The organism is Kiloniellales bacterium, assembly GCA_030064845.1.
GTDB lineage: Bacteria > Pseudomonadota > Alphaproteobacteria > Kiloniellales > JAKSDN01 > JASJEC01.
In genome coordinates this window covers 1-18,987 of record JASJEC010000018.1, presented here as the reverse complement: position 1 = coordinate 18,987, position 18,987 = coordinate 1, and the positions used below count along the sequence as shown (strand labels likewise).

Here is an 18,987-nt window from a genome sequence, read left to right as displayed (position 1 = left end):
CCCTCCTCGTCAGAACGGTAGATCGTAGGAACTGAGAATCGCGGCGAGGATCGAGCCGATGATCAGCGCGATGACTACGCCGAGAACGATGGTCACGACAGGCACGAGCAGGGCCAGAAGCCGGCTCATGGTGCGCTTGACCTCGTCGTCGTAGATGTCGGCGACCCGCAGGAGCATCGCCTCCAGCTGTCCGCTTTCCTCGCCGACCTGGATCAGCTGCACGGCCATGATCGGAAAGATCCCCGTCTCGGCAAGGGGCTGCGCCAGGCCCTCGCCCTTGGCCAGCCGGTTGCGGAGATCCAGCAGGCTGGTCGAGACGGCCCGGTTGCCCAGGGTCCCGATTGTCATCGACAGGGCATTCAGCACGTTGACCTGGTTGGTCAGCAGCGTGCCGAAGGTCCGGGTCATGCGCGCGACCTCGATCTTCAGCAGCAACTCGCCGAGCAGCGGCAGCCGAAGCAGGAAGGCGTCCCAGCGGAGCCGGCCTTCGAGCGTGGCGTTGTGCCGCCTGATGGCGAAGAACGCCAGCACCAGAACGGCCAGCAGCACCCACCAGAAGTCCTGCATGAAATCGGAGATCGCGATGATGATCTGGGTCGAGATCGGCAGGGCCGCCCCGGCTTCGTCGAACAGGGGCCGGAACTCCGGCACGACCTTGGTCATCAGGACGATCAGCGAAACCACCGCGAGGCCCACCACCAGCGCCGGATACTGCAGCGCCGAGCGCACGCTCTCGCGCAGCGACTGCGCCCGCTCTAGCGTCTCGGCCAGGCGCTCCAGAACCGTTTCGAGCGAGCCGCCGGCCTCGCCGGCCTTGATCATGCCGATATAGAAACCGGGAAAGACGTCCCCCTCGGCCTCGAGGGCATCGCCGAAACTGGCGCCGCCGCGCACCTTCTCCGCGACCCGGTCGACCAGGTCCCGTACCGGGCCGGGGCGCGACAGGCCGCTCAAGGTCGAGAGCACTCGGTCGAGGGGAAGCCCCGCGCGCAGCAGGATCGCCATCTCGCGCGTCAGCATGGCGACGTCGCGGGACGCGACCCTGGCGCCCCGGCGCATGACGACCCGGCGCGCGCCGCCGCCGCCGCGCCGCCGCTCCTCGGCCCGGATCGGGATGTTCCCCTGGCCGCGAAGCCGCTCGATCACGGCCGACTGATCGACCGCCTCCAGTTCGCCTTCTATGACCTCGCCCGCCGGGGTCACTGCCTTGTAGGCAAACCAGGGCATGTCAGACGTCTCTTGTCACGCGAAACACTTCCTCGACCGTGGTCTGGCCGTCGAGCGCCTTCATGAGGCCGTCATCGTACATCGAGATCATGCCCGCCTCCATGGCGGCCCGCTGGACCTCTTTCGCCTCGGCCCGGCTCAGAATGAGGCGGCGCACCTCGTCGTTCAACACCAGGGTTTCCACCAGGCCGGTCCGCCCGCGATACCCGGACCCGCGGCACTCCTCGCAGCCCGTCGGCTGCCACAGCGCGATCTCGTCGTCCTTGGCGAAACGCGCCAGGCCGAGCTGCTGGGCAAGTTCGGGAAGCACGGGTTCCTTCCGGCGGCAAGCCGGACACAAGGTGCGCACCAGCCGCTGGGCGGCGACCCCGCTCAAGGTCGAGGTCAGGAGATAGTCCTCGACCCCCATATCGAGCAGACGGCTGATCGTCCCCACGGCATCGTTGGTGTGGAGGGTCGACAGGACGAGGTGGCCGGTCAGGGCCGCCTGGACCGCGATCTCGGCGGTCTCCACGTCCCGGATCTCGCCGATCATGATCACGTCGGGATCCTGGCGCAGGATCGACCGCAGGATGTTGGCGAAGGTCAGTCCGATTCCCGGCTGGACCTGTATCTGGTTGACCCCTTCCAGCTGGTACTCGATCGGATCCTCGACCGTAACCAGCTTGCGCTCCGGGCTGTTGAGCCGCAGCAGGGAGGCATAGAGGGTCGTGGTCTTGCCGCTGCCGGTCGGCCCGGTCACCAGGAAGATACCGTGCGGCCGCGATAGAACTTCCAGGTAGGTCTCGAGGTTCTTGCCGGCCACGCCGAGCGCGCCGAAATCCAGCTTCACGCCCTGGCGGTCGAGCACGCGCAGCACGACCCCCTCGCCGTGCATGGTCGGCACGGTCGAGACACGCAGGTCGATCGGCGTGCCCCGGATCGCCAGCTTGATGCGGCCGTCCTGGGGCAGGCGGCGCTCGGCGATGTTGAGGCGCGCCATGATCTTGATGCGCGAAACCAGAGCGGCGCGGAAGCGGTTCGGCGGCGGATCGACCTCCTGGAGCACACCGTCCACGCGGTACCGAACCCGGGTCCGGTTCTCGAAGGCCTCGATGTGAATGTCCGACGCCCGCGCCTCGACCGCCCGGTCGATCAGATGGTTGACCATGCGGATCACCGGGGCCTCGCTGGCCAGGTCCTTCAGGCGTTCGACGTCGAGGTCCATGGCGTCGTCGGCCTCGCCGGTCTCCTCGACCATGCCGCCGATGGCGGACGAACCCTGGCCGTAGAGCCGCTCGACCGCGGCCTCGATCTCCGACGGCTCGGCGACACAGGGCAGCAGCTCGCAGCCCGAGGTCAGCCGCAGTGCATCCTGGGCGTAGGAATCCAGCGGGTTGGCCATAGCCAGCACCAGCCCCTCGGCCCCGAGCGACATCGGCAGGACGCGCGATTCGCGCAGGAAGCGCGGGCTCAGTTTTTCTTCGAGCACCGGAATCTCGGGAAAGTCGCCCGCGCCCACGAAGGGCAATCCGAGGTGTTCCGCCAAGGACTCTGCGAGGTCGCGTTCCGAGATCAGGCCGAGCTTCGGCAAGAGTACGTGGAGCGGGTCCCCGCCCTCGACCGAAAGCCGCCGCGCCCGGGCCACGGCCGCCGGGTCGAGCACCCCGCGCTCGACCAGGAAGGAACCGAAGGTCTCCTCGAAGCTCTCCAGGTTCTCTGCGGGCGCGGCCATCAGATCACTCCGCGATCGATCTGGTCCTGCTCCATCGCTTCGAACAGAGCCTGGAAGTTGCCTTCGCCGAAACCCTGGTCCCCCTTGCGCTGAATGATCTCGAAGAAGATCGGCCCAATCACCGTCTTGGTGAAGATCTGCAGCAGCGTACCGCCGCCGGGCGCGCCGTCGATCAGGATCGAGTTGCGCCGCATGCGCTCCAGGTCCTCACCGTGGTCTGGCAGGCGGCCCGCAACGCCTTCGTAGTAGCTGGCGGGCGGCGGCGGCATGAAGGTGATGCCCCGCTCCGCGAGGGACTCGACGGCGCCGAAGATATCGTCGGTCCCCAGGGCGATGTGCTGGATCCCCTCGCCCTTGTAGGCCGCCAGATACTCCTCGATCTGGGACTTGTCGTCGGCCGACTCGTTGATCGGAATGCGGATCTTGCCGCACGGGCTCGTCATCGCCCGGCTCTTCAGGCCGGTCAGCTTGCCCTCGATATCGAAGAAGCGGATTTCCCGGAAGTTGAACAGGCGCTCATAGAACTCTGCCCAGAGGTCCATGCGGCCACGATAGACGTTGTGCGTTAGGTGGTCGACATAGGTCAGGCTGGCCGGCGGCGCCGACGCGGTCTCAAGGGGAACGAAGTCCACGTCATAGATGCTGCGGTCGCCGTAGCGGTCGACGAGGTATATCAGGCTGTCGCCGATGCCCTTGATCGCGGGAATGTTCAATTCCATCGGGCCGACCTGTGCGGCATGGGGTTTGGCGCCGAGTGCGATCGCGCGGTCGTAGGCGCTCTTGGCGTCAGCGACCCTGATGGCGATAGCGCAGACGCAGGGGCCGTGCACCCTGGCGAAGGACTGCGCGAAGCTCGCCGGTTCGGCGTTCACGATGAAGTTGACGTCGCCCTGGCGATAAAGCGTCACGTCCTTCGAGCGGTGCCGGGCCGAGGCGACGAAGCCCAACTGTTCGAACAGCCCGCCGAGCGCGGCGGGATCCTCGGCGGCATACTCGATAAACTCGAAGCCGTCGGTGCCCATCGGATTTTCCCAGTTCCCCTGCCCCCCTTTCCGCGCCCCCGTGTTCGCGCTGGCCATGGTCGAACCTCTCTGACTGAACCCACTCGCGCCCAATCATGCGCGCTGACAGGCGAAACTATCCTTAATGTGTTACTACCTGATCACAGCCCGCCGCCTTGGCAAGCAAAACATTGGAAACAGCCGGATCGGTGCTGGCCAGCCGAACCCGCTTTCGGTAGTTCTGCCCTCCAGCGGGCCCGCCGCCCCCTCAATAGCGGTGAATTGCTAAGGATTTGATCTCATGCGATCACCCAAGACGCCGGCCGCCTTCGCCCAGGACCAGGTCCGCGACCTCCGGGCCTACAAGGATGCCGAGAGCGCCGTCGCGCGGATCTGCGAGATCTATGCCCGCAGCACGGAGAGGGTGCGCAAAGACTTCGAGGCGGCGACGCGCGGCGACCTCGACGGTCCGGCGCAGGAGGCCAGCTATCCCTATGTCGGGGTCGTGATCGGTCCCGAACAGCTGCGTCTGGGCGATCCCCTGGCCTACGGCAAGCTCCCCGGTGCCGACGCCTACGCGACCACGGTGTCCCGGCCCGACCTCTTCAAAGATTACTATAAAGAACAAATCGAACTTATTATTAAAAATCATAGAAGACCGGTTCATGTCGGTGTCAGCTCCCGCCCCATCCCGCTGACCTTCGTCGTCGAGGAAGCGACCGAGGGGTTGTCGGCCGAACGAATCCAGCAGCTTCGCTCCGCTTTCCCGCTGCCGGACTTGTCCGTCATCAGCGACTCGGTGGCGAACGGCACCCATGTGCCGGTACCGGGAACGCCGAAGCCTCTGGCGCTCTTTTCGGGTCCGCGCGTGGATTACTCTCTGGTTCGGCTGTTCCACTACACGGGCACCTCGCCGCTGTACTTTCAGCGTTTCGTGCTGTTCACCAACTACCAGCGCTATGTCGACGAATTCGTGACCTTCGGCCATGCGCAGGTGAGCGAAGGCGAGGAGTACGCGGCCTTCGTCGAGCCGGGCAACGTGGTCACGCCGAACGCACGTATCTCGAACCTGGAGGCCGGCGGCTGCAAGCCGCAACACCTGCCGCAGATGCCGGCCTATCACCTGATGCGCGAGGACGGCGACGGCATCACGCTGGTCAACATCGGGATCGGACCTTCGAACGCGAAGACGATCACCGATCACCTCGCCGTTCTCAGGCCCCATTGCTGGCTTATGGTGGGACACTGCGGCGGTCTGCGCGGCACCCAGCAGCTCGGCGACTACGTCTTGGCCCACGCCTACGTGCGCGGCGACCACGTCCTGGACGAGGACCTGCCCGACTGGGTACCCGTGCCGCCGATCGCCGAGGTCCAGATCGCCTTGACCGAGAGCGTCGCCAAGATCACCGGCCTGCGCGGACGCGAGCTCAAGGTCCGACTGCGCACCGGGACCATCTACACAACCGATGACCGCGACTGGGAGCTGCGCCGCGACGACCTGGCGCGGCGGTTCAACCAATCCCGGGCGATTGCCGTCGACATGGAGTCGGCCACCATCGCGGCCAACGGTTTCCGGCTGCGCGTGCCCTACGGGACGCTGCTCTGCGTTTCCGACAAACCCTTGCACGGAGAAATAAAACTGCCCGGCATGGCCAATGCCTTCTACCGCGAGCGCGTCGGACAACACCTACAGATCGGTATCCACACACTCTGCAGTCTGCGCGATGCCGGCGTCGAGACCTTGCACTCGCGCAAGCTCCGCAGCTTCGACGAGCCAGCGTTCCGCTGAGTTATCCACGCTCAGCTGTTTTCAGCAATGACTTGATTTTCATGTTTTTTCCGCGCAACAGAACGGTCGAACACGGCGCGTTCGAGCGATCGGCGACGGGAAGAGTCTTTTGCTTGGCCACACGATATTGTAGGATGCGTCTACTCGTAGCGTATATCTTGTAGGGTGAATTTGAGTCGCCGATCGACGCGGAGTCGAGCAGGCAACGGGGTTCTGGGGAATTCGTCAGCTGGGGAGACCAGGTCATGCAGGTACTGACGCTCGCTTCGCGCAAGGGCGGGTCCGGAAAGACAACGCTCGCGGGGCATCTGGCGGTTCAGTGTGAACGCGAAGGCGACGGCCCGGTTGCGATCATCGACCTCGATCCGCAAGGCAGCATCGCTGAGTGGTGGAACGTTCGGGAATCGGAAGCACCCCTCTTCGTTCGTTCCTCCCTGGAAGGTCTGCAGCATGATCTCGACGCCATGAGATCCCACGGCGTCGCCTATCTGATCATCGACACGCCACCGGCCCTCAACGATTCGATCCGCCAGATCATCGAGCTTTCCGACCTGGTCCTGATACCGACCCGCCCGAGTCCCCATGACCTGCGTTCCATCGGCGCGACGGTGGATCTGGTCGAACACGTCGGCAAGCCGCTTATCTTCGTGATCAATTCGGCGACGCGTCATGCCCGAATCACCTGCGAGACGGTCACGCTGCTCTCGCAGCACGGCCCGCTCGCCCCGTCGATCATTCACCACAGGGTTGATTTTGCCTCGAGTATGGTCGACGGTCGCACGGTAATGGAACTTCCGACGCCCGGCGCGGGCGCGGAGGAGATTGCAAGGCTGTGGGATTACCTACGCCAGAGACTGAACAACCTGAGACCTGCACCGTTGCTGCCCTTCACCGCCGCCAGGGGCGACGCCGTGGCGGTCGGTTGAGTTCGATCGGGTCCGCATGCCGCCAAGGATTTGACGAGACACAGGCCGCGCCGAGATGAAAGAGCAGAAACCGAACCGCAAGCCCGATCAGATCTTCGTGCGCAAGGGGCTGGCCACGCCCTCGCCGGGAACCGAACAGGAGCTCGAGCACCTTTCGCTCTACCAGGAGGCCGTTCGCGAGCCCGGGCGTCAGAGTCCGGCGGACCCGGTTTCCAGCGTCGAAGAGGGAACGGCCGAGGATGAAGTCGCGCCGGCGGGCAGCCTTCTCGCCGTCGATATGCGCAACCATTCGGGCCGCGCCTGGATCGAGGCCCAGAACGGCGATTTAGCGTCGTCTGATTTCTCCAGCCTGCTGCTGCGCCAGGGGAACCTGCCCCTCGACACGCCGGTTTCCGCGGACGAAAGCACGGCCAAGACATGGAAACGGCTGCGCGAAGAGTTCGGCGACGAGGCGAAGGAGAGCGAGGACGCGGTGCGCGCTCTGCCCAGCTGGTCGTCGATCAAGGAAAGCAAAGGCAAGGAGGACGCCCCGGAGAAAGCTCCGGCGCTCGAGGTAAAGGGCGGCGAGCAGAAACAGGGCCAGGACGATGATGCCGGCGAGCCGGCCTTGTTCGCGGAACCTCGTCCCGGCAAGCGCATCGATCTGGTCGCGAACGCGGAAGCCCTGAGCATGGGCGAGCCGGCGTCGCCTGCCGAACCGGGCCTCTTCGCCGAGGTGCACAACGCTCCGGAGCCCACGATTCCGGAGCCCACGACTCCGGAGCCCGTTACTCCCGGACCCACCGCTCCGGAGCCCACGGTCAGTATCGAGCCGCCCGCCGCCCCGCCTTCGCCACCGCCGTCGCACGCGGAGCCGTCCCGCGACCGCCCCGGCGTCGCCGGTGTCGCCTTGGCCATGATCGCCCTCGCCGCCGTCGGCGCGGGCCTCTGGTTCCAGTTCGGCACGGCCCGGGACGAGGCCGAGAGTCCGAGCGTCGCGGCGGTCGACAAGCCGCAGGGCACCACGCCCGCGGAAACCGCCGCGGCCGCCCCGGGGCCCGAGCCCGCCCCGGCAGAGACTCTCGCCCCCCAAACAGCGGCCGCCGGGACATCCGGCGCAACCGCCGAACCGGTGGTCGCACTATCGGATCCGGCAACGACCGAGGCCCCGGCAACGATGGAAGCGCCGCCGCCGCAGGTCACCGATGTGGTTTCCTCCCCGGCGGTCGCGCCGTCCGACGCGAGCCAACCCGCGCGGATCGAGCCCAGCTTCGACCTTGTGCGGATCGAGCCCGACGGCCAGGCGGTCATCGCCGGCCGCGCCGAGCCCTTTACCGACCTAATCATCCTCGACAACGGCGAACCGATCGGTACAGCCCGCTCCAACGCCGAAGGCGAGTGGGCCTTCATCCCGGATGAGCCCCTGCCGCCGGGCGAGCACCAGATCGCCATGGTGGTGAACACGCCCCAGGGCGAAGTGATCCTGCGCGATCCACGGCTGAGCGCCGACACCGCCGAGGGAGCCGCGCCGACTGTCCAGGAAGCGCCGAACGCCGCCGGCGATCTGGCGGCACTCGACCAGGCCGGCGGCGCGCAAGAAGTCTTGTCGGAACCGGGCAGCCCGCCGGTTCCACGGTCCAAGCCAGAGACCGTGATCGCCCGCACCTTGCCGCCCTACGGCGTACAGCTCTCGTCCAACACGAGCCGGCAATCGGCCGAGGTCGTCTGGCGGGAGCTGCAGCTCAAGTATCCCGATCTTCTCGGCGACAAGACCCTGATGATCCAGGAGGTCCAGCTCGACCAGAGCGGCACGCGCTTCCGGGTTCAGACGGGCTTGTTCGACGACCTGGCCTCGGCGCGAAAGCTGTGCCAGGCCTTCGCCGAGCGTCAGCAGGAATGCCTGGTGTTCAAGCGCTGACCAGGCCCTAGAGCAGATCCGGGTTTGACTGAACCGCTTCAGGCGCTTAATCAAACCCGGTGAATCTGCTCTAACTCAATGATGTAGATCCGGCCTCAGAACAAAATGCGCCAGGGCTCTTCCTGGCGCCCCGGCTCGCCGCCGAGGACCCGTTCCTCAGGCAGGCGCACGAGGAAGCGCGCGCCGGCACCCTCGTTGCTCTCGACCACCAGGACGCCGCCGTGGAGTTCGGCGAGGGATTTGGTGATGGCGAGACCGAGACCGGTGCCCTCCGTTCCCGGGCCGGACCGCGCCTGCCCGAAACGGCTGAGGATCTTCGGTATCTCGCTCGACTTGATGCCGACACCGGAGTCCCGCACCTCGAGCTCCGCGGCGCCGCTCTCGGCAATACGAAAGCCGACGAAGACCCGGCCGCCTTGGGGCGTGAACTTGACCGCGTTGCCGAGCAGGTTGAGCACGATCTGACGCATCTTGGGCGGATCGACATGGAGCTCCGGCGCATCACGCGCCGCGTCCAACTCCAGCCTCAGCCTTCTCTTGTCGATCTCGGGCTTCAGCATGCGACAACAGCTTTCGATCAGCTGCGCCATGTCGACCGGCTCGCAGGACAGGTCCTCCTTGCCCGCTTCGATCCGCGAGAGATCGAGCATGGCATTGACCAGGTCGAGAAGGTGCTGGCCGCTCTCGTGGATGTCGTTGGCGTAGGCTCGGTACCGCTCCGTGTCCTCCGTGCCCAGCACGCCGCTGCGCATGGCGTCGGAGAAGCCTAAGATCGCGTTCAGGGAGGTGCGCAGCTCGTGGCTCATGTCGGCCAGAAAGGCTGATTTGGCCCGGCTCGCCTGTTCCGCCTCGGCGCGGGCGGACAGCGCCCACTCCTCGTTCCGCAGCAGGTCGGTGACGTCGCGGCCGATGCCGCGATAGCCGTTAAAGCCGCCGTCCGCCGAGAACAGCGGCCGGCCGCTGATCAGAAACCGCCGACGGCCCTCGACCTCGTGGCGCCAATCGACGGCCGCGTCGCGCAACTCCTCCCGCGCCCGAACCGCAATCTTCGCCGCTTCGTCCAGCCCCCAGGCCTCGGCAAAGTCCGACCCCAGGGTGTCTTCGCGGCGCCGTCCGGTGATCTGCGTATAGCCGTCGGAAAGCGCGGTGAGGCGCAAGGCCTGATCAGCCTCCCAATGCCAGAGTTGGCCGAGATCGGCGATCTCGCCGATCGCGCGGTCCAGCTCGGCTATGCGCTCGGGATCGCCTATGTCCCGCTGCAGTTCACAACCGGTGCCTCTGTAGCCGGCGAAGGCACCCGCGGCGTCGAACGCGGGCACGCCGCTCAGCGAAATGCGCCGCCCGTCGCCCGAGACCAGCGGCAGCACCAGGCCGCGGAACGGCTTGCGTCGGTTCAGCCGAGAAACCAGCTCTTCTTCGGCGTCAGCGCAGATCGACGCGAGCGGCTGCCCGCAGAGGAGATCGGGCGGCGTGCCAAGGACGCGCAGGATACCATTGGAAACGTTTACATAATTGAGATCGCGGTCAGTTTCCCACTGCCAGTCGACAGACGCGCGGAGGCAGTCCCTGCTCCGTGTCTCCGAAGCAGCCTGTCTGCCGCCCCGGGGCGACAAGGCCTGGGGCAGGCTTGCCGCGCGCGACCCCTTCTGCATGCCCTTCTCCGGCGGTTCCCCCTTCGCGCATTCTGTCACCTCCACCTGCGCGGTCATAGCCCGCATTTCCCGGAATAGCGGATTCACGCACCGACTTAGGATCGGGGCGTGATCTCAAGTCTCACACGCGGATCTGCTCTAGGCCGAGGCGCAGCGCGATGAAGAGGCCGACCGCGACCAAGACGGCCGCCACCAGACGTTGGAGCAGCGCCGGAGCGACCAGGTGCGCCAGGCGGGCACCGGCGAAGACGCCGAGCATAAGTCCCGCGGCAATGGCAAGGGCGACGGCCAGGTCGATGGAGCCATAGAGATAGTTGCCGAGGCTCGCGGAGGCCGAGATTGGCACCTGGATAACCTGGCTCAAGCCGACCGCGGCGAGGGCCGGAACCTTGAGGAAAACCAGCAGCGGTACGAGGATCAGTGGTCCGCCCGTCCCGGAGAGCGCCGATCCGACGCCGGTGACCGCGCCGATCGCGGCTAGCGCTACGGGCGGCAACCGGCGCTCGGCAGCTTGCCCGTCCGGGCGCGCCCGAAACGCGTTGATCCCGGCCAGGACGATCAGGACCGCGATGAAAACCTCGAGCGCCAGGGACGAGACCGAGGCCGCGGCGGTGGCGCCGAGGAAAGCACCGGCTGCGGCACCGAGGAAGAGCCAGGCGGCGGCGCTCCATTGGATCGTCTTGCGGCGGGCGTAAGCCCAGGCCCCGACCGCGCCGCTGAAGAGATAGCTGAGCATGGCCGCCGAGATTGCCTGGTACACCTCGAGCCCGAGGACATAGGTGAGCATGGGCACCAGGAGCACACCGCCGATCCCGACGCCACCGATCAAAAGGCCGACGAATACGCTGAGCGCGGCGACCAGAGCGAGCAGCAAAGGTTCCACAGGCCGTAAAGCCCCTCCCAGGGTCCCGGAGAGGGAACAACGACTGCCTGCCAATGGCAAGGTCTGGGGGAAGCGGCGCTAGCCGCCCGGACCGGCTATTGCACCAAGCGGAGGTGCTGGACCGGCTTGCGGAAGACACAGATGACCTGCCCGATCCGAAAGCCCCACTTGGTCACCTCGGCCCGGTTGATTAGCACGCCGTCGTTCTGCAGGACCATCCAGTCCTTGAACGTCACCGTCCAATCCCGACCACCGACCGGGAGCGCGAAGCTGTAGTTCCAGGCGAAAGTGTTGTCCACGACGCGCCCTACCGCCTCACCGATTACGCCTTCCGCACGGCCCCGGTAGATCCCGTCGTCGAGCTTGTCGATCGTCCAGGTGCGCCGCTCGGTCTCCCCGTCTTCGTAGGTGAAATCCTCGACCAGCGTCAGGGTCTTTCCGTCCCAGCTGCCGAGGGCATCCACGTCGAACTGCCGCCTTAGCTGTCCGAAGCGGTCCTGGAACACGCCGCAGGCCTTTAATGGCCCAACGAAGTAGCGCTCCAAGTCCAGACGGAGGGCGTTGGTAGTAACGGTAGTATTGTGTGCTAGCTGTGCCATTTTCTTATTGCGCTCGACATCGCCATCGGGTTGAAAATGATTATCAATTCCGTTACGGCCCGTCCGGGAGGATGGATCACCCGTGGACAGCCGAGACCAGACCCGCCATCCAGGTGTCGTCGCCTGGGACCTCGACGGCACCCTGATCGACAGCGCGCCAGACATCGCGGCCGCCCTGAACCGGGTCCTGGCCGAGACCGGCTGCACGACCTTCACGCTCGACCAAGTCCGGACCATGATCGGCGGCGGCGTCCCCACCCTGATCGCGCGGGCGCTTCAACGCGGCCGATGCTCCGGATCCCGGCCCGATCCGGACGTCCTCGCGGCCCGTTTCCTCACCGTCTACACGGCGGCGGCGACGCGCGAGACGCGCCTGTTCGATGGCGCCGCGGCGGTGCTCGACAGCTTGTCCGGTGCTGGCTACCGCCACGCGCTCTGCACCAACAAGCCGGCCGCCATCGCACGGGAAATCCTGGCCCATTTCGGCATCCTCGATAGCTTCGACGCCTTGGCCGGCGGCGACACGACTCCCTTCAAAAAGCCGCACCCGGCGCCCCTGGAAGCCTGTCTCGCGCAGGTCGGCGCCCGGCCGGGCGACGCCGTGGTAATCGGTGATTCGCCGGCCGACTTCGAGCTGGCCCGGGCCGCGGGCGTCCCAATCATCATGGTCACCTTCGGCTACAGCCAGGTCCCGGTGGCGGAGCTCGGCGCCGACGCCCTGGTCGAACGGCTCGCGCTGGTCCCAGAGGCGCTCGCGACGCTCGGTCGATAGCGGAATTGCCAGGGCGCGGCCCGAAAGCTTACGTTAAACTTACTGCTCTATTCGACTCCGACGAATCCCATGGACCCGATCGATACCCTTACCTCCGGCTTCCGCGCCTTTCGCAACGGTTGCTTCCAGGACAAGCGGGCGACCTACGAGCAGCTGGTCGACCGCGGCCAGCGGCCCAAGGTCGCCCTGATCGCCTGCTCGGACTCGCGGGTCGATCCGGCCCTCCTTCTTCAGGCCGACCCTGGCGAGCTCTTCATCATCCGCAACGTCGCCAACCTTATCCCCCCGTTCGAGACCGAGGGGGCCTACCACGGCACCAGCGCCGCGCTCGAGTTCGCCGTCGAGCATCTGAAGGTCGGCCACATCATCGTGATGGGCCACTCGCACTGCGGCGGCATTAAAGCGCTGTTCGACAGGCCGGCGGAGGGCGAGGGCCACCAGGGCTTCATCGCGCCATGGATGAGTCTGGTCGAGTCCGCCTATCGGCGGGTGGAGGGCACCATGCCCGAGGCCTCGCTGGCCGAGAAGGCGCGGGTCTGCGAGCAAAGCGCCGTGCTGGTCTCGCTCGAGAACCTCATGACCTTCCCGGCGATCCGCGAAGGGGTCAAGGCGCGCCGCCTGCGCCTGCACGGCTGGTTCGTCGACATCCGCGACTGCGACCTGCAGATCTTCGACCCCGCCGACCAGGCCTTCAAGTCGGTGACGTAGCGGCGCCGGCTCAGGCCGCCGGCTTCCTCGCCACGAGGAACAGGGTCCTGCCGTCGCCCTGCTGCCAATCCCGCGCGATCGCGAAGCCGGCGCGCGTCATGCTGTCCCGCAGGGCCTGCGCCGTGAAGACCTTCACAAGGGGAATCATGCCGAGAGCGCTGCCAAGCGGGGCGACATACCCGAACCACCGCATCGAGTCGCCCAGGCAGGCCGTGCTGGTGACGAAGATTCCGCCGGGCTTCAGCATGCGGTGGACCTTCTCGATCGCGGCCTCCCGGTCTTCCAGCAGGTGCAGGATACTGAGCCCCAGGACGCCGTCGAAGCTCTCGTCCGGCGCCGAGAACCCGGCGATGTCCGACTGCTCGAAGGTCAGGTTCTCGACCTTCGCATACTCCGCCTTGCGTCTCGCGATCTCGATCATCTTCGCGGAGATGTCGATGGCGTGGATATGCTTCACGTGAGGCGCGTGGATGATGGCGGTGGACCCGGTACCGCAGCCGAACTCCAAGAGCACCATGTCGGGTCGGAGGTACTCGCGCGTGACCGCGAGCTTCTTCTGGTAGGCCGCTTCGTCGGCCACGGGCTTACGCGCGTAGCGCTCGGCGATCCGGTCCCAGAACCGGGCGGATCGTGCCATGAACACCCCCGACGATCGGCGCGCAGAAAACGTCAGGCCGTCAGCCGCATCCCGGCGCCCTGAAGGTCCGGCGCCTTGTGGAACTTGCCGTCCTTCATGATGGCGACGATGCGCTTCTGGTCCTGGAGAATGCGCACGTCGGTCAAGGGGTCGCCGTCGACCAGCAGCAGATCGGCCAAGTAGCCCTCGCGGATCAGCCCCAGCTCGTCGCCCATGCCCATAATCTGCCCGCCGTAGAGCGTGCCCGCCTGGATCGCCTGCATCGGCGTGAAGCCGATCATGTCGACGAAGTACTCGAGGTCCTTGGCGTTGGTGCCCAGAGGCGTCCAGGCGAAGCCGTAGTCGCCGCCGATCAGCACCCGAATGCCGCGCTTGTGCATGGCCTTCATGCTCTCGATGGCATGCTCCAGCTCGCGCTCGTAGGCGATGGTGATCGGCGAGCCGGGCTTGATGCCCCATTCGCCGGCGTTGCGCGCCGTGTTGATCAGCCAGGCGATGCCCGGCGCGACGAAGTGCTTTTCCTTGTTGGCCTCCAGCATATCGAGGGTCTCGGTATCGGTGAAGGAGGCGTGGTAGATGTAATCGATCCCGTGGCGCACGCACTGCTGGATCGATCCGGCCGAGCGGGCGTGGGCGGCCAGCGTCTTGCCGCGCCGCCGGGCCTCGGCGACCGCGATGGCCACCTCCTCCTCCGACATCTGGGTTACCTCCGCCGGCATGCCGGTGATCTCCTCGCCCGAGAGGTTGAGTTTGATCGTGTCCACGCCCCACTTGATCAGGCGGCGCACCTCGCGGCGCACCTCTTCCGGCCCCGAGACCACGATGCCTAGATTGAGGCCCTCGTCGGGGATGTGCGGCAGGGTGGCGTCGCCGAGCCCGCCGATCACGGTGATCTCCGGCCCGGCGGCGGTGTAGCGAGGACCCGGAAAGCGCCCCTCGTTGATCGCGTTGCGGATGACCACGTCGAGACGCGGCTTGGCCGCCGCCGCGCCGCGGCCCGCCGTGAAGCCGGCATCGAGCACGAGCTTGGCCATCTCGACGCAGGAGAGAACGTGCTCCTCGACCGGCATCATCTGGATCGGATCGATGCCCGGCGCGTTGTTCCAAGAGAGGTGCAGGTGCGCGTCGATCAGGCCCGGCATGAGGGTCATCCCGCGGCCGTCGATCCGTTGCCCGCCGTTGCCGCCCCAGCCGTAGCCCCCGGTCGAGCGGTTGATCGACTTGATCCGGTTGCCGACGATGCCGACGTCGCCGCTGTAGGGCGGCTCGCCCGTGCCGTCGAGTATCCGCACATTGCTGAAGACGAGCTCCGGCTCGCCGTTGCCCATCCCGGGGCTCCCGCCCCACCCGCCAAAGCTCGTGTCCGCCATGATCTGCCTCCCTTTCCCGCCGCGCCTAGCGCGCGGCCTGCTCGAGATGGTTGCGTAACAGCTCCGCCGATCGTTCCGGCGCCTCGATCATTATCCAGTGGGCCACCGCGGGCATGATTTCGAGCGCGGCCCCGGCAATCCTCTGCTGCAGGTCCCCGGCCATGGCGACCGGTGCCACGGGATCGGCCTCGCCGGCCACCAGCAGGGTCGGGCAGCCGATAGCGGCATGGTCGGCCGCGGCGCAGGCGCTCAAGGCCCGGCAGTGCGCAGCATAGCCCAGGGGATCCTGACGCGAGACACTTTCGCGCACGAAGGCCTTGGCGACCGGATTGCGGCGCCGCGACGCCGCTGCGACGCTGGCCGTGGCGACCGCCTCGGCGATCCCCGCCATGCCCTCGGCCTGCGCCCGCTCGGCGCGCTCCTTCAGCGCCTGGCGGGCCGCGGCCGGCGGCTCGAGGATCGGGCCGAAGAGGGTCAGGCCGTTCACGAAACGCGGATGCTCCGCCGCCAGGTATTGGCAGATCAGGGTGCCCATGGAATGGCCGACGAGATGGGCGCGTTCGACCCCGGCCGAGCGGACCAGGTCCCAGAGCGACGCGGCCAGCCCCTTGAGGCCGTCCAGTCCGGGCCGGAGCGGCGAGCGCCCGGCCCCCGGTAGGTCGGGACGCAGCACGCGGTAGCCCCCAAGCACGTCCATCAGCGTCTCGAAGGAATTGGAGCTGCCGCCCAGGCCGTGCACCATGACCACCGCCGGGCCCTCGCCGGCGTCCTCCATGACCATGCTGCCGAGCCTGAGATCCGCCACGGGTCAGATCGCCTCCACCCGGTTCCCCAGCACGCCGATGCCGCCGATCTCGATCCGCACCCGGTCGCCCGGCACGAGGTACTTCGGCGGCTCGAAGCCGATCCCGACGCCGGCCGGCGTGCCGGTCGCGATGACGTCGCCGGGCTGCAGCGTGATCCCATTCGACAGCGCGGCGATGATGGCCGGCACGTCGAAGATCAGCAGACTGGTGTTCGACTCCTGGCGCAGCTCGTCGTTGACCCAGCAGCGCACCGGCGTGTCGGCGAGGTCGAGCTCGTCGGCGGTCACCGCCCAGGGCCCCATGGGGCAGAAGCTGTCCTGCGACTTGCCGATCAGCCACTGGCTGTGCAGCCCCTGGAGGTCGCGGGCGGTGACGTCGTTGATGATGGTGTAGCCCCAGACGTGGTCCATGGCCTCGGCGGCCGCTATGTTGCGCCCTGCCTTGCCGATGATCACGGTCAGCTCCGCCTCGTAGTCGACCGCGGTCGAGACCGCCGGGTCCATCAGGATCGGCGCGCCTGGACCGGTGACGCTCTCCGGGACCTTGGAGAAGATGATCGGCGCCGGAGGCACCGCGCCCTTGGCGGCGGAGCTGTCGAAGCCGGAGGCGGCGAACTCCTGGGCATGGTCGTGGTAGTTCTTGCCGACGCAGAAGACGTTGCGCCGCGGCCGCGGGATCGGCGCGGCCAATGCGACCGCGTCGAGCGGCAAGGGCTCGCCGGCCGGCGACACGTCGGCGCCGATCAGGCAGGCGACCCCCTCGGTCGCCACGCGCTCGGCCGGCGCGGCCAGCGGGGTTATCCGCTCGCCGTCAATCTGGCCGAGCTGGCGCGCGCCGTTCCAATCGAAGACCGCGAATTTCATCTGAGTTACCTCGTCAATCGGGAACCAGGATGGTCGACGCCGTGGTCCGCCGCCCCTCCAGGGCGCGGTGCGCGTCGGCGGCGGCGGCGAGCGGGAAGCGCTGGCCGATCTCGACGGTGACGATGCGCCGCGCGATGGCGTCGAACAGCCGCTCGGTGATCGCCGCGACCTTCTCGGGCGTGTCCGTGTAGTGGGCGAAGTTGGGCCGCGAAACGGTTGCGGAATTGTTTGCAAGCGACCCGATGTCCCAGTCGCCGATCGGACCGGAGGCCTGGCCGTAGCTGACCAGGTGCCCGCAGGTGGCCAGCGCCGCGACGGAATGGGCGAAGCTGTCGCGGCCGACGGCGTCGAAAATCAGATCGGCGCCGCGCCCCTTGGTCAGCGACCGCACCTGCTCCTCCAGGCTGGCCGCGCCGGGCAGCACGACGTGGTGCGCGCCCGCCGCGCGCGCGATCCGAGCCTTCTCCTCGCTCGAGGTCGCGCCGATCACGGTCGCACCCAGATAGTTCGCCCACTGGCAGAGCAGCCGCCCGACGCCGCCGGCCGGCGCATAGACCAGAACGGTCTCGCCACGGCGGAGCGGGTGCACGCGGTGCAGCAGGAACTCCGCCGTCATGCCCTTCAGCAGACCGGCCGCGGCCGTCTCGTCGTCGATGCCGTCGGGCAGCGCGACGACCAGGGCGGCGTCGATGGTCCTCAGCGTCGCATAAGCCCCGACCGGGGGACAGGCGTAGGCGACCCGTTGGCCTGGCGACAGGTGGCGCACGCCCGGGCCAACGTCGTGCACGACGCCCGCCGCTTCCATACCGAGCGCGCCCGGCGGCGTCACGAGGTCGAAATAACCGGTCCGGCAGTAGACGTCGATATAGTTGACGCCGATCGCCGTCTGGCGGATCCGGACCTCGCCCGGCCCCGGCGGTGGAACCGAAATGGGCGCCGCCCGCAGCACTTCCGGACCGCCGTAGCGGTCGATCACCAAGGCCGTGCCGTCCAGGGCGCCGTTCGTGGCGGTCGCGCGCGGCGGCGCGCCGGAGACGCCCGGCTGGCGTTCGACGCGGGCGCGGACCGCTTCGAAGCCGGCCTCATAGACTCCCTCCGCGACCAGCTTGGCCAGCTCCCCTTCCCGTCCGGCCGGCGCCTGGAAGCGGGAGGACCAGGACCAGAAGGTGCGGTCGCCGTCGGTCACCGGCTTGAGCGACAGTTCGGCGACGTAGTCGGTCAGCGGCACCTCGCTCTCGACGATGGTGTAGCGCAGGCTCCGGTCCTTGTCGGAGATCGCTAGGAGCTGCTCGCGCAGCTGCTCGCCGCTGGTCAGCACGAAGTTGCGCACGGCGCCCACCTCGTCGGTTCGTTTGCCGGCTTCCAGGTCGCTGCGCTCGACCGCCGGGTGCCAGCGGTCGTGCCCGTTGAAGTCCCGCAGGATCTCCCAGACCGCCGCGACCGGGGCGTCGATTACCGTGCTGCGGGAAACCGTGACCATCTCAGCCGCCGAAGCGCGCCTTCAGGGAGTCGAAGCCGCCCTGGAAGACTCCCTGGCCGATCAGCTCGACCAGCTCCGCCTCGCGCTCGGGCGCGCAGTCGAACTCGGCGGACCACTCGGCGAAGGTCCTGCCGCCGTCGGTGACCGGCGTCAGCTTGAGGGTCGCGACGTAGTTCTCGACCCCCATGGGGCTCTCCAGGATTGAATAGGTGCAGCTCAGGTCGTAGTCGGAGAGCGCGAGCAGCCGCTCGCGGATGAACCCGCCGTCCTTCAGCCGGAAGGCGCGCACGCAGCCGACCTGATCGGCCGGCGCACCGCCCTCGATCCGGCTCTCCTCGATCGCCGGGTGCCAGTCGGGCAGCCCGTTGAAGTCGCGGATCGCCGTCCAGACCCGCTCGGCCGGCGCCCCGACCACCGACGAGGTATAGACCCGCGCCACCCTAGTACCCCCTATCAGGATTAGGTGCGCCGTCTGATTGCCGAGGCGCTTGTCCGGCTAGGGGGGCGTAGCCCCGGCGCTGCGCGCGGGGTGAAAGCGATGCCGAAGCATCGGTGAGCGCCGCTGACGACGTCGGGCGGGCGCCTCGGCAACCCCGCGGGCGCGTTATCAAGGCTTTCGGCCCCGTTGAGACCAATGGGGGTCGCGCGGCCCTTGTGATGGCC

At 67.4% G+C, this 18,987-nt stretch carries 17 protein-coding genes; 5 read left to right on the top strand and 12 right to left on the bottom strand.

All coding sequences use genetic code 11. From position 1 onward, the window contains the following. Positions 1–9: 9 nt before the first annotated feature. From QNJ67_09120 to hppD, 3 genes are read right to left on the bottom strand one after another with little or no spacing between them, the layout of a single operon-like run. Positions 10–1,227, bottom strand: a complete 1,218-nt coding sequence (locus QNJ67_09120; protein MDJ0609127.1) for a type II secretion system F family protein — start codon at positions 1,225–1,227, stop codon at positions 10–12. A 1-nt stretch (position 1,228) separates the two neighbouring features. Continuing rightward, positions 1,229–2,941 (bottom strand): type II secretion system ATPase GspE, encoded by a 1,713-nt coding sequence (gspE, locus tag QNJ67_09115; GenBank protein MDJ0609126.1) that lies wholly within the window; start codon positions 2,939–2,941, stop codon positions 1,229–1,231. Next, a complete protein-coding gene (hppD, locus tag QNJ67_09110; GenBank protein MDJ0609125.1) occupies positions 2,941–4,020 on the bottom strand; it encodes a 4-hydroxyphenylpyruvate dioxygenase in 1,080 nt (359 codons plus the stop codon). The genes gspE and hppD overlap by 1 nt, the downstream gene beginning before the upstream one ends. A 223-nt stretch (positions 4,021–4,243) precedes the next feature. Between hppD and QNJ67_09105 the strand changes: the two genes are divergently transcribed. The 3 genes from QNJ67_09105 to QNJ67_09095 all read left to right on the top strand — a co-directional run bounded on the left by QNJ67_09105 (position 4,244) and on the right by QNJ67_09095 (position 8,554). After that, positions 4,244–5,731, top strand: a complete 1,488-nt coding sequence (locus QNJ67_09105; protein ID MDJ0609124.1) for an AMP nucleosidase — start codon at positions 4,244–4,246, stop codon at positions 5,729–5,731. 245 nt (positions 5,732–5,976) lie between these two features. Further along, entirely contained in the window at positions 5,977–6,657 is a 681-nt protein-coding gene (locus QNJ67_09100; GenBank protein MDJ0609123.1) for an AAA family ATPase, read from the top strand. Between the two features lie 55 nt (positions 6,658–6,712). Beyond that, positions 6,713–8,554 (top strand): SPOR domain-containing protein, encoded by a 1,842-nt coding sequence (locus QNJ67_09095; protein MDJ0609122.1) that lies wholly within the window; start codon positions 6,713–6,715, stop codon positions 8,552–8,554. A gap of 95 nt (positions 8,555–8,649) precedes the next feature. Here QNJ67_09095 and QNJ67_09090 read toward each other — a convergent pair whose 3' ends face one another. From QNJ67_09090 to QNJ67_09080, 3 genes are all read right to left on the bottom strand, one after another. After that, a complete protein-coding gene (locus tag QNJ67_09090) occupies positions 8,650–10,263 on the bottom strand; it encodes a PAS domain-containing sensor histidine kinase (protein MDJ0609121.1) in 1,614 nt (537 codons plus the stop codon). Between the two features lie 64 nt (positions 10,264–10,327). Next, on the bottom strand, positions 10,328–11,089 hold the full coding sequence (locus QNJ67_09085) for a sulfite exporter TauE/SafE family protein (GenBank protein ID MDJ0609120.1): 762 nt from the start codon (positions 11,087–11,089) through the stop codon (positions 10,328–10,330). 95 nt (positions 11,090–11,184) lie between these two features. Then, entirely contained in the window at positions 11,185–11,688 is a 504-nt protein-coding gene (locus QNJ67_09080; protein MDJ0609119.1) for a DUF3833 domain-containing protein, read from the bottom strand. Positions 11,689–11,770: 82 nt separating this feature from the next. Between QNJ67_09080 and gph the strand changes: the two genes are divergently transcribed. Together gph and QNJ67_09070 are read left to right on the top strand one after the other, a co-directional pair. After that, on the top strand, positions 11,771–12,460 hold the full coding sequence (gene gph / locus QNJ67_09075) for a phosphoglycolate phosphatase (GenBank protein ID MDJ0609118.1): 690 nt from the start codon (positions 11,771–11,773) through the stop codon (positions 12,458–12,460). Between the two features lie 69 nt (positions 12,461–12,529). After that, entirely contained in the window at positions 12,530–13,168 is a 639-nt protein-coding gene (locus tag QNJ67_09070) for a carbonic anhydrase (protein MDJ0609117.1), read from the top strand. A gap of 10 nt (positions 13,169–13,178) precedes the next feature. Here the strand turns inward: QNJ67_09070 and QNJ67_09065 are convergent, their stop codons facing one another. Genes QNJ67_09065 through QNJ67_09040 form a run of 6 tightly spaced genes read right to left on the bottom strand, consistent with a single transcriptional unit; the run spans position 13,179 to position 18,763 of the window. Beyond that, positions 13,179–13,805 (bottom strand): class I SAM-dependent methyltransferase, encoded by a 627-nt coding sequence (locus QNJ67_09065; protein ID MDJ0609116.1) that lies wholly within the window; start codon positions 13,803–13,805, stop codon positions 13,179–13,181. A gap of 32 nt (positions 13,806–13,837) precedes the next feature. After that, positions 13,838–15,175 (bottom strand): amidohydrolase family protein, encoded by a 1,338-nt coding sequence (locus QNJ67_09060; GenBank protein ID MDJ0609115.1) that lies wholly within the window; start codon positions 15,173–15,175, stop codon positions 13,838–13,840. Between the two features lie 25 nt (positions 15,176–15,200). After that, positions 15,201–15,980 carry an alpha/beta hydrolase gene (locus QNJ67_09055; GenBank protein MDJ0609114.1) on the bottom strand — a complete coding sequence of 260 codons (780 nt, stop codon included), beginning with the start codon at positions 15,978–15,980 and terminating at the stop codon, positions 15,201–15,203. A gap of 3 nt (positions 15,981–15,983) precedes the next feature. Further along, positions 15,984–16,844 carry a fumarylacetoacetate hydrolase family protein gene (locus QNJ67_09050; GenBank protein ID MDJ0609113.1) on the bottom strand — a complete coding sequence of 287 codons (861 nt, stop codon included), beginning with the start codon at positions 16,842–16,844 and terminating at the stop codon, positions 15,984–15,986. 13 nt (positions 16,845–16,857) lie between these two features. Next, positions 16,858–18,324 (bottom strand): SRPBCC family protein, encoded by a 1,467-nt coding sequence (locus QNJ67_09045; GenBank protein MDJ0609112.1) that lies wholly within the window; start codon positions 18,322–18,324, stop codon positions 16,858–16,860. A 1-nt stretch (position 18,325) separates the two neighbouring features. Next, positions 18,326–18,763 carry an SRPBCC family protein gene (locus QNJ67_09040; GenBank protein MDJ0609111.1) on the bottom strand — a complete coding sequence of 146 codons (438 nt, stop codon included), beginning with the start codon at positions 18,761–18,763 and terminating at the stop codon, positions 18,326–18,328. Positions 18,764–18,987 lie beyond the last annotated feature (224 nt).

What these genes read in the sequence shown, in the direction of transcription:
- QNJ67_09065 (MDJ0609116.1), bottom strand. Translation starts at nt 13,805, where the DNA reads ATGGCACGATCCGCCCGGTTCTGGGACCGGATCGCCGAGCGCTACGCG.
- QNJ67_09080 (MDJ0609119.1), bottom strand. Translation starts at nt 11,688, where the DNA reads ATGGCACAGCTAGCACACAATACTACCGTTACTACCAACGCCCTCCGT.
- QNJ67_09070 (MDJ0609117.1), top strand. Translation starts at nt 12,530, where the DNA reads ATGGACCCGATCGATACCCTTACCTCCGGCTTCCGCGCCTTTCGCAAC.
- QNJ67_09095 (MDJ0609122.1), top strand. Translation starts at nt 6,713, where the DNA reads ATGAAAGAGCAGAAACCGAACCGCAAGCCCGATCAGATCTTCGTGCGC.
- QNJ67_09120 (MDJ0609127.1), bottom strand. Translation starts at nt 1,227, where the DNA reads ATGCCCTGGTTTGCCTACAAGGCAGTGACCCCGGCGGGCGAGGTCATA.
- QNJ67_09050 (MDJ0609113.1), bottom strand. Translation starts at nt 16,844, where the DNA reads ATGAAATTCGCGGTCTTCGATTGGAACGGCGCGCGCCAGCTCGGCCAG.
- gspE (MDJ0609126.1), bottom strand. Translation starts at nt 2,941, where the DNA reads ATGGCCGCGCCCGCAGAGAACCTGGAGAGCTTCGAGGAGACCTTCGGT.
- QNJ67_09060 (MDJ0609115.1), bottom strand. Translation starts at nt 15,175, where the DNA reads ATGGCGGACACGAGCTTTGGCGGGTGGGGCGGGAGCCCCGGGATGGGC.
- hppD (MDJ0609125.1), bottom strand. Translation starts at nt 4,020, where the DNA reads ATGGCCAGCGCGAACACGGGGGCGCGGAAAGGGGGGCAGGGGAACTGG.
- QNJ67_09045 (MDJ0609112.1), bottom strand. Translation starts at nt 18,324, where the DNA reads ATGGTCACGGTTTCCCGCAGCACGGTAATCGACGCCCCGGTCGCGGCG.
- QNJ67_09105 (MDJ0609124.1), top strand. Translation starts at nt 4,244, where the DNA reads ATGCGATCACCCAAGACGCCGGCCGCCTTCGCCCAGGACCAGGTCCGC.
- QNJ67_09090 (MDJ0609121.1), bottom strand. Translation starts at nt 10,263, where the DNA reads ATGACCGCGCAGGTGGAGGTGACAGAATGCGCGAAGGGGGAACCGCCG.
- QNJ67_09100 (MDJ0609123.1), top strand. Translation starts at nt 5,977, where the DNA reads ATGCAGGTACTGACGCTCGCTTCGCGCAAGGGCGGGTCCGGAAAGACA.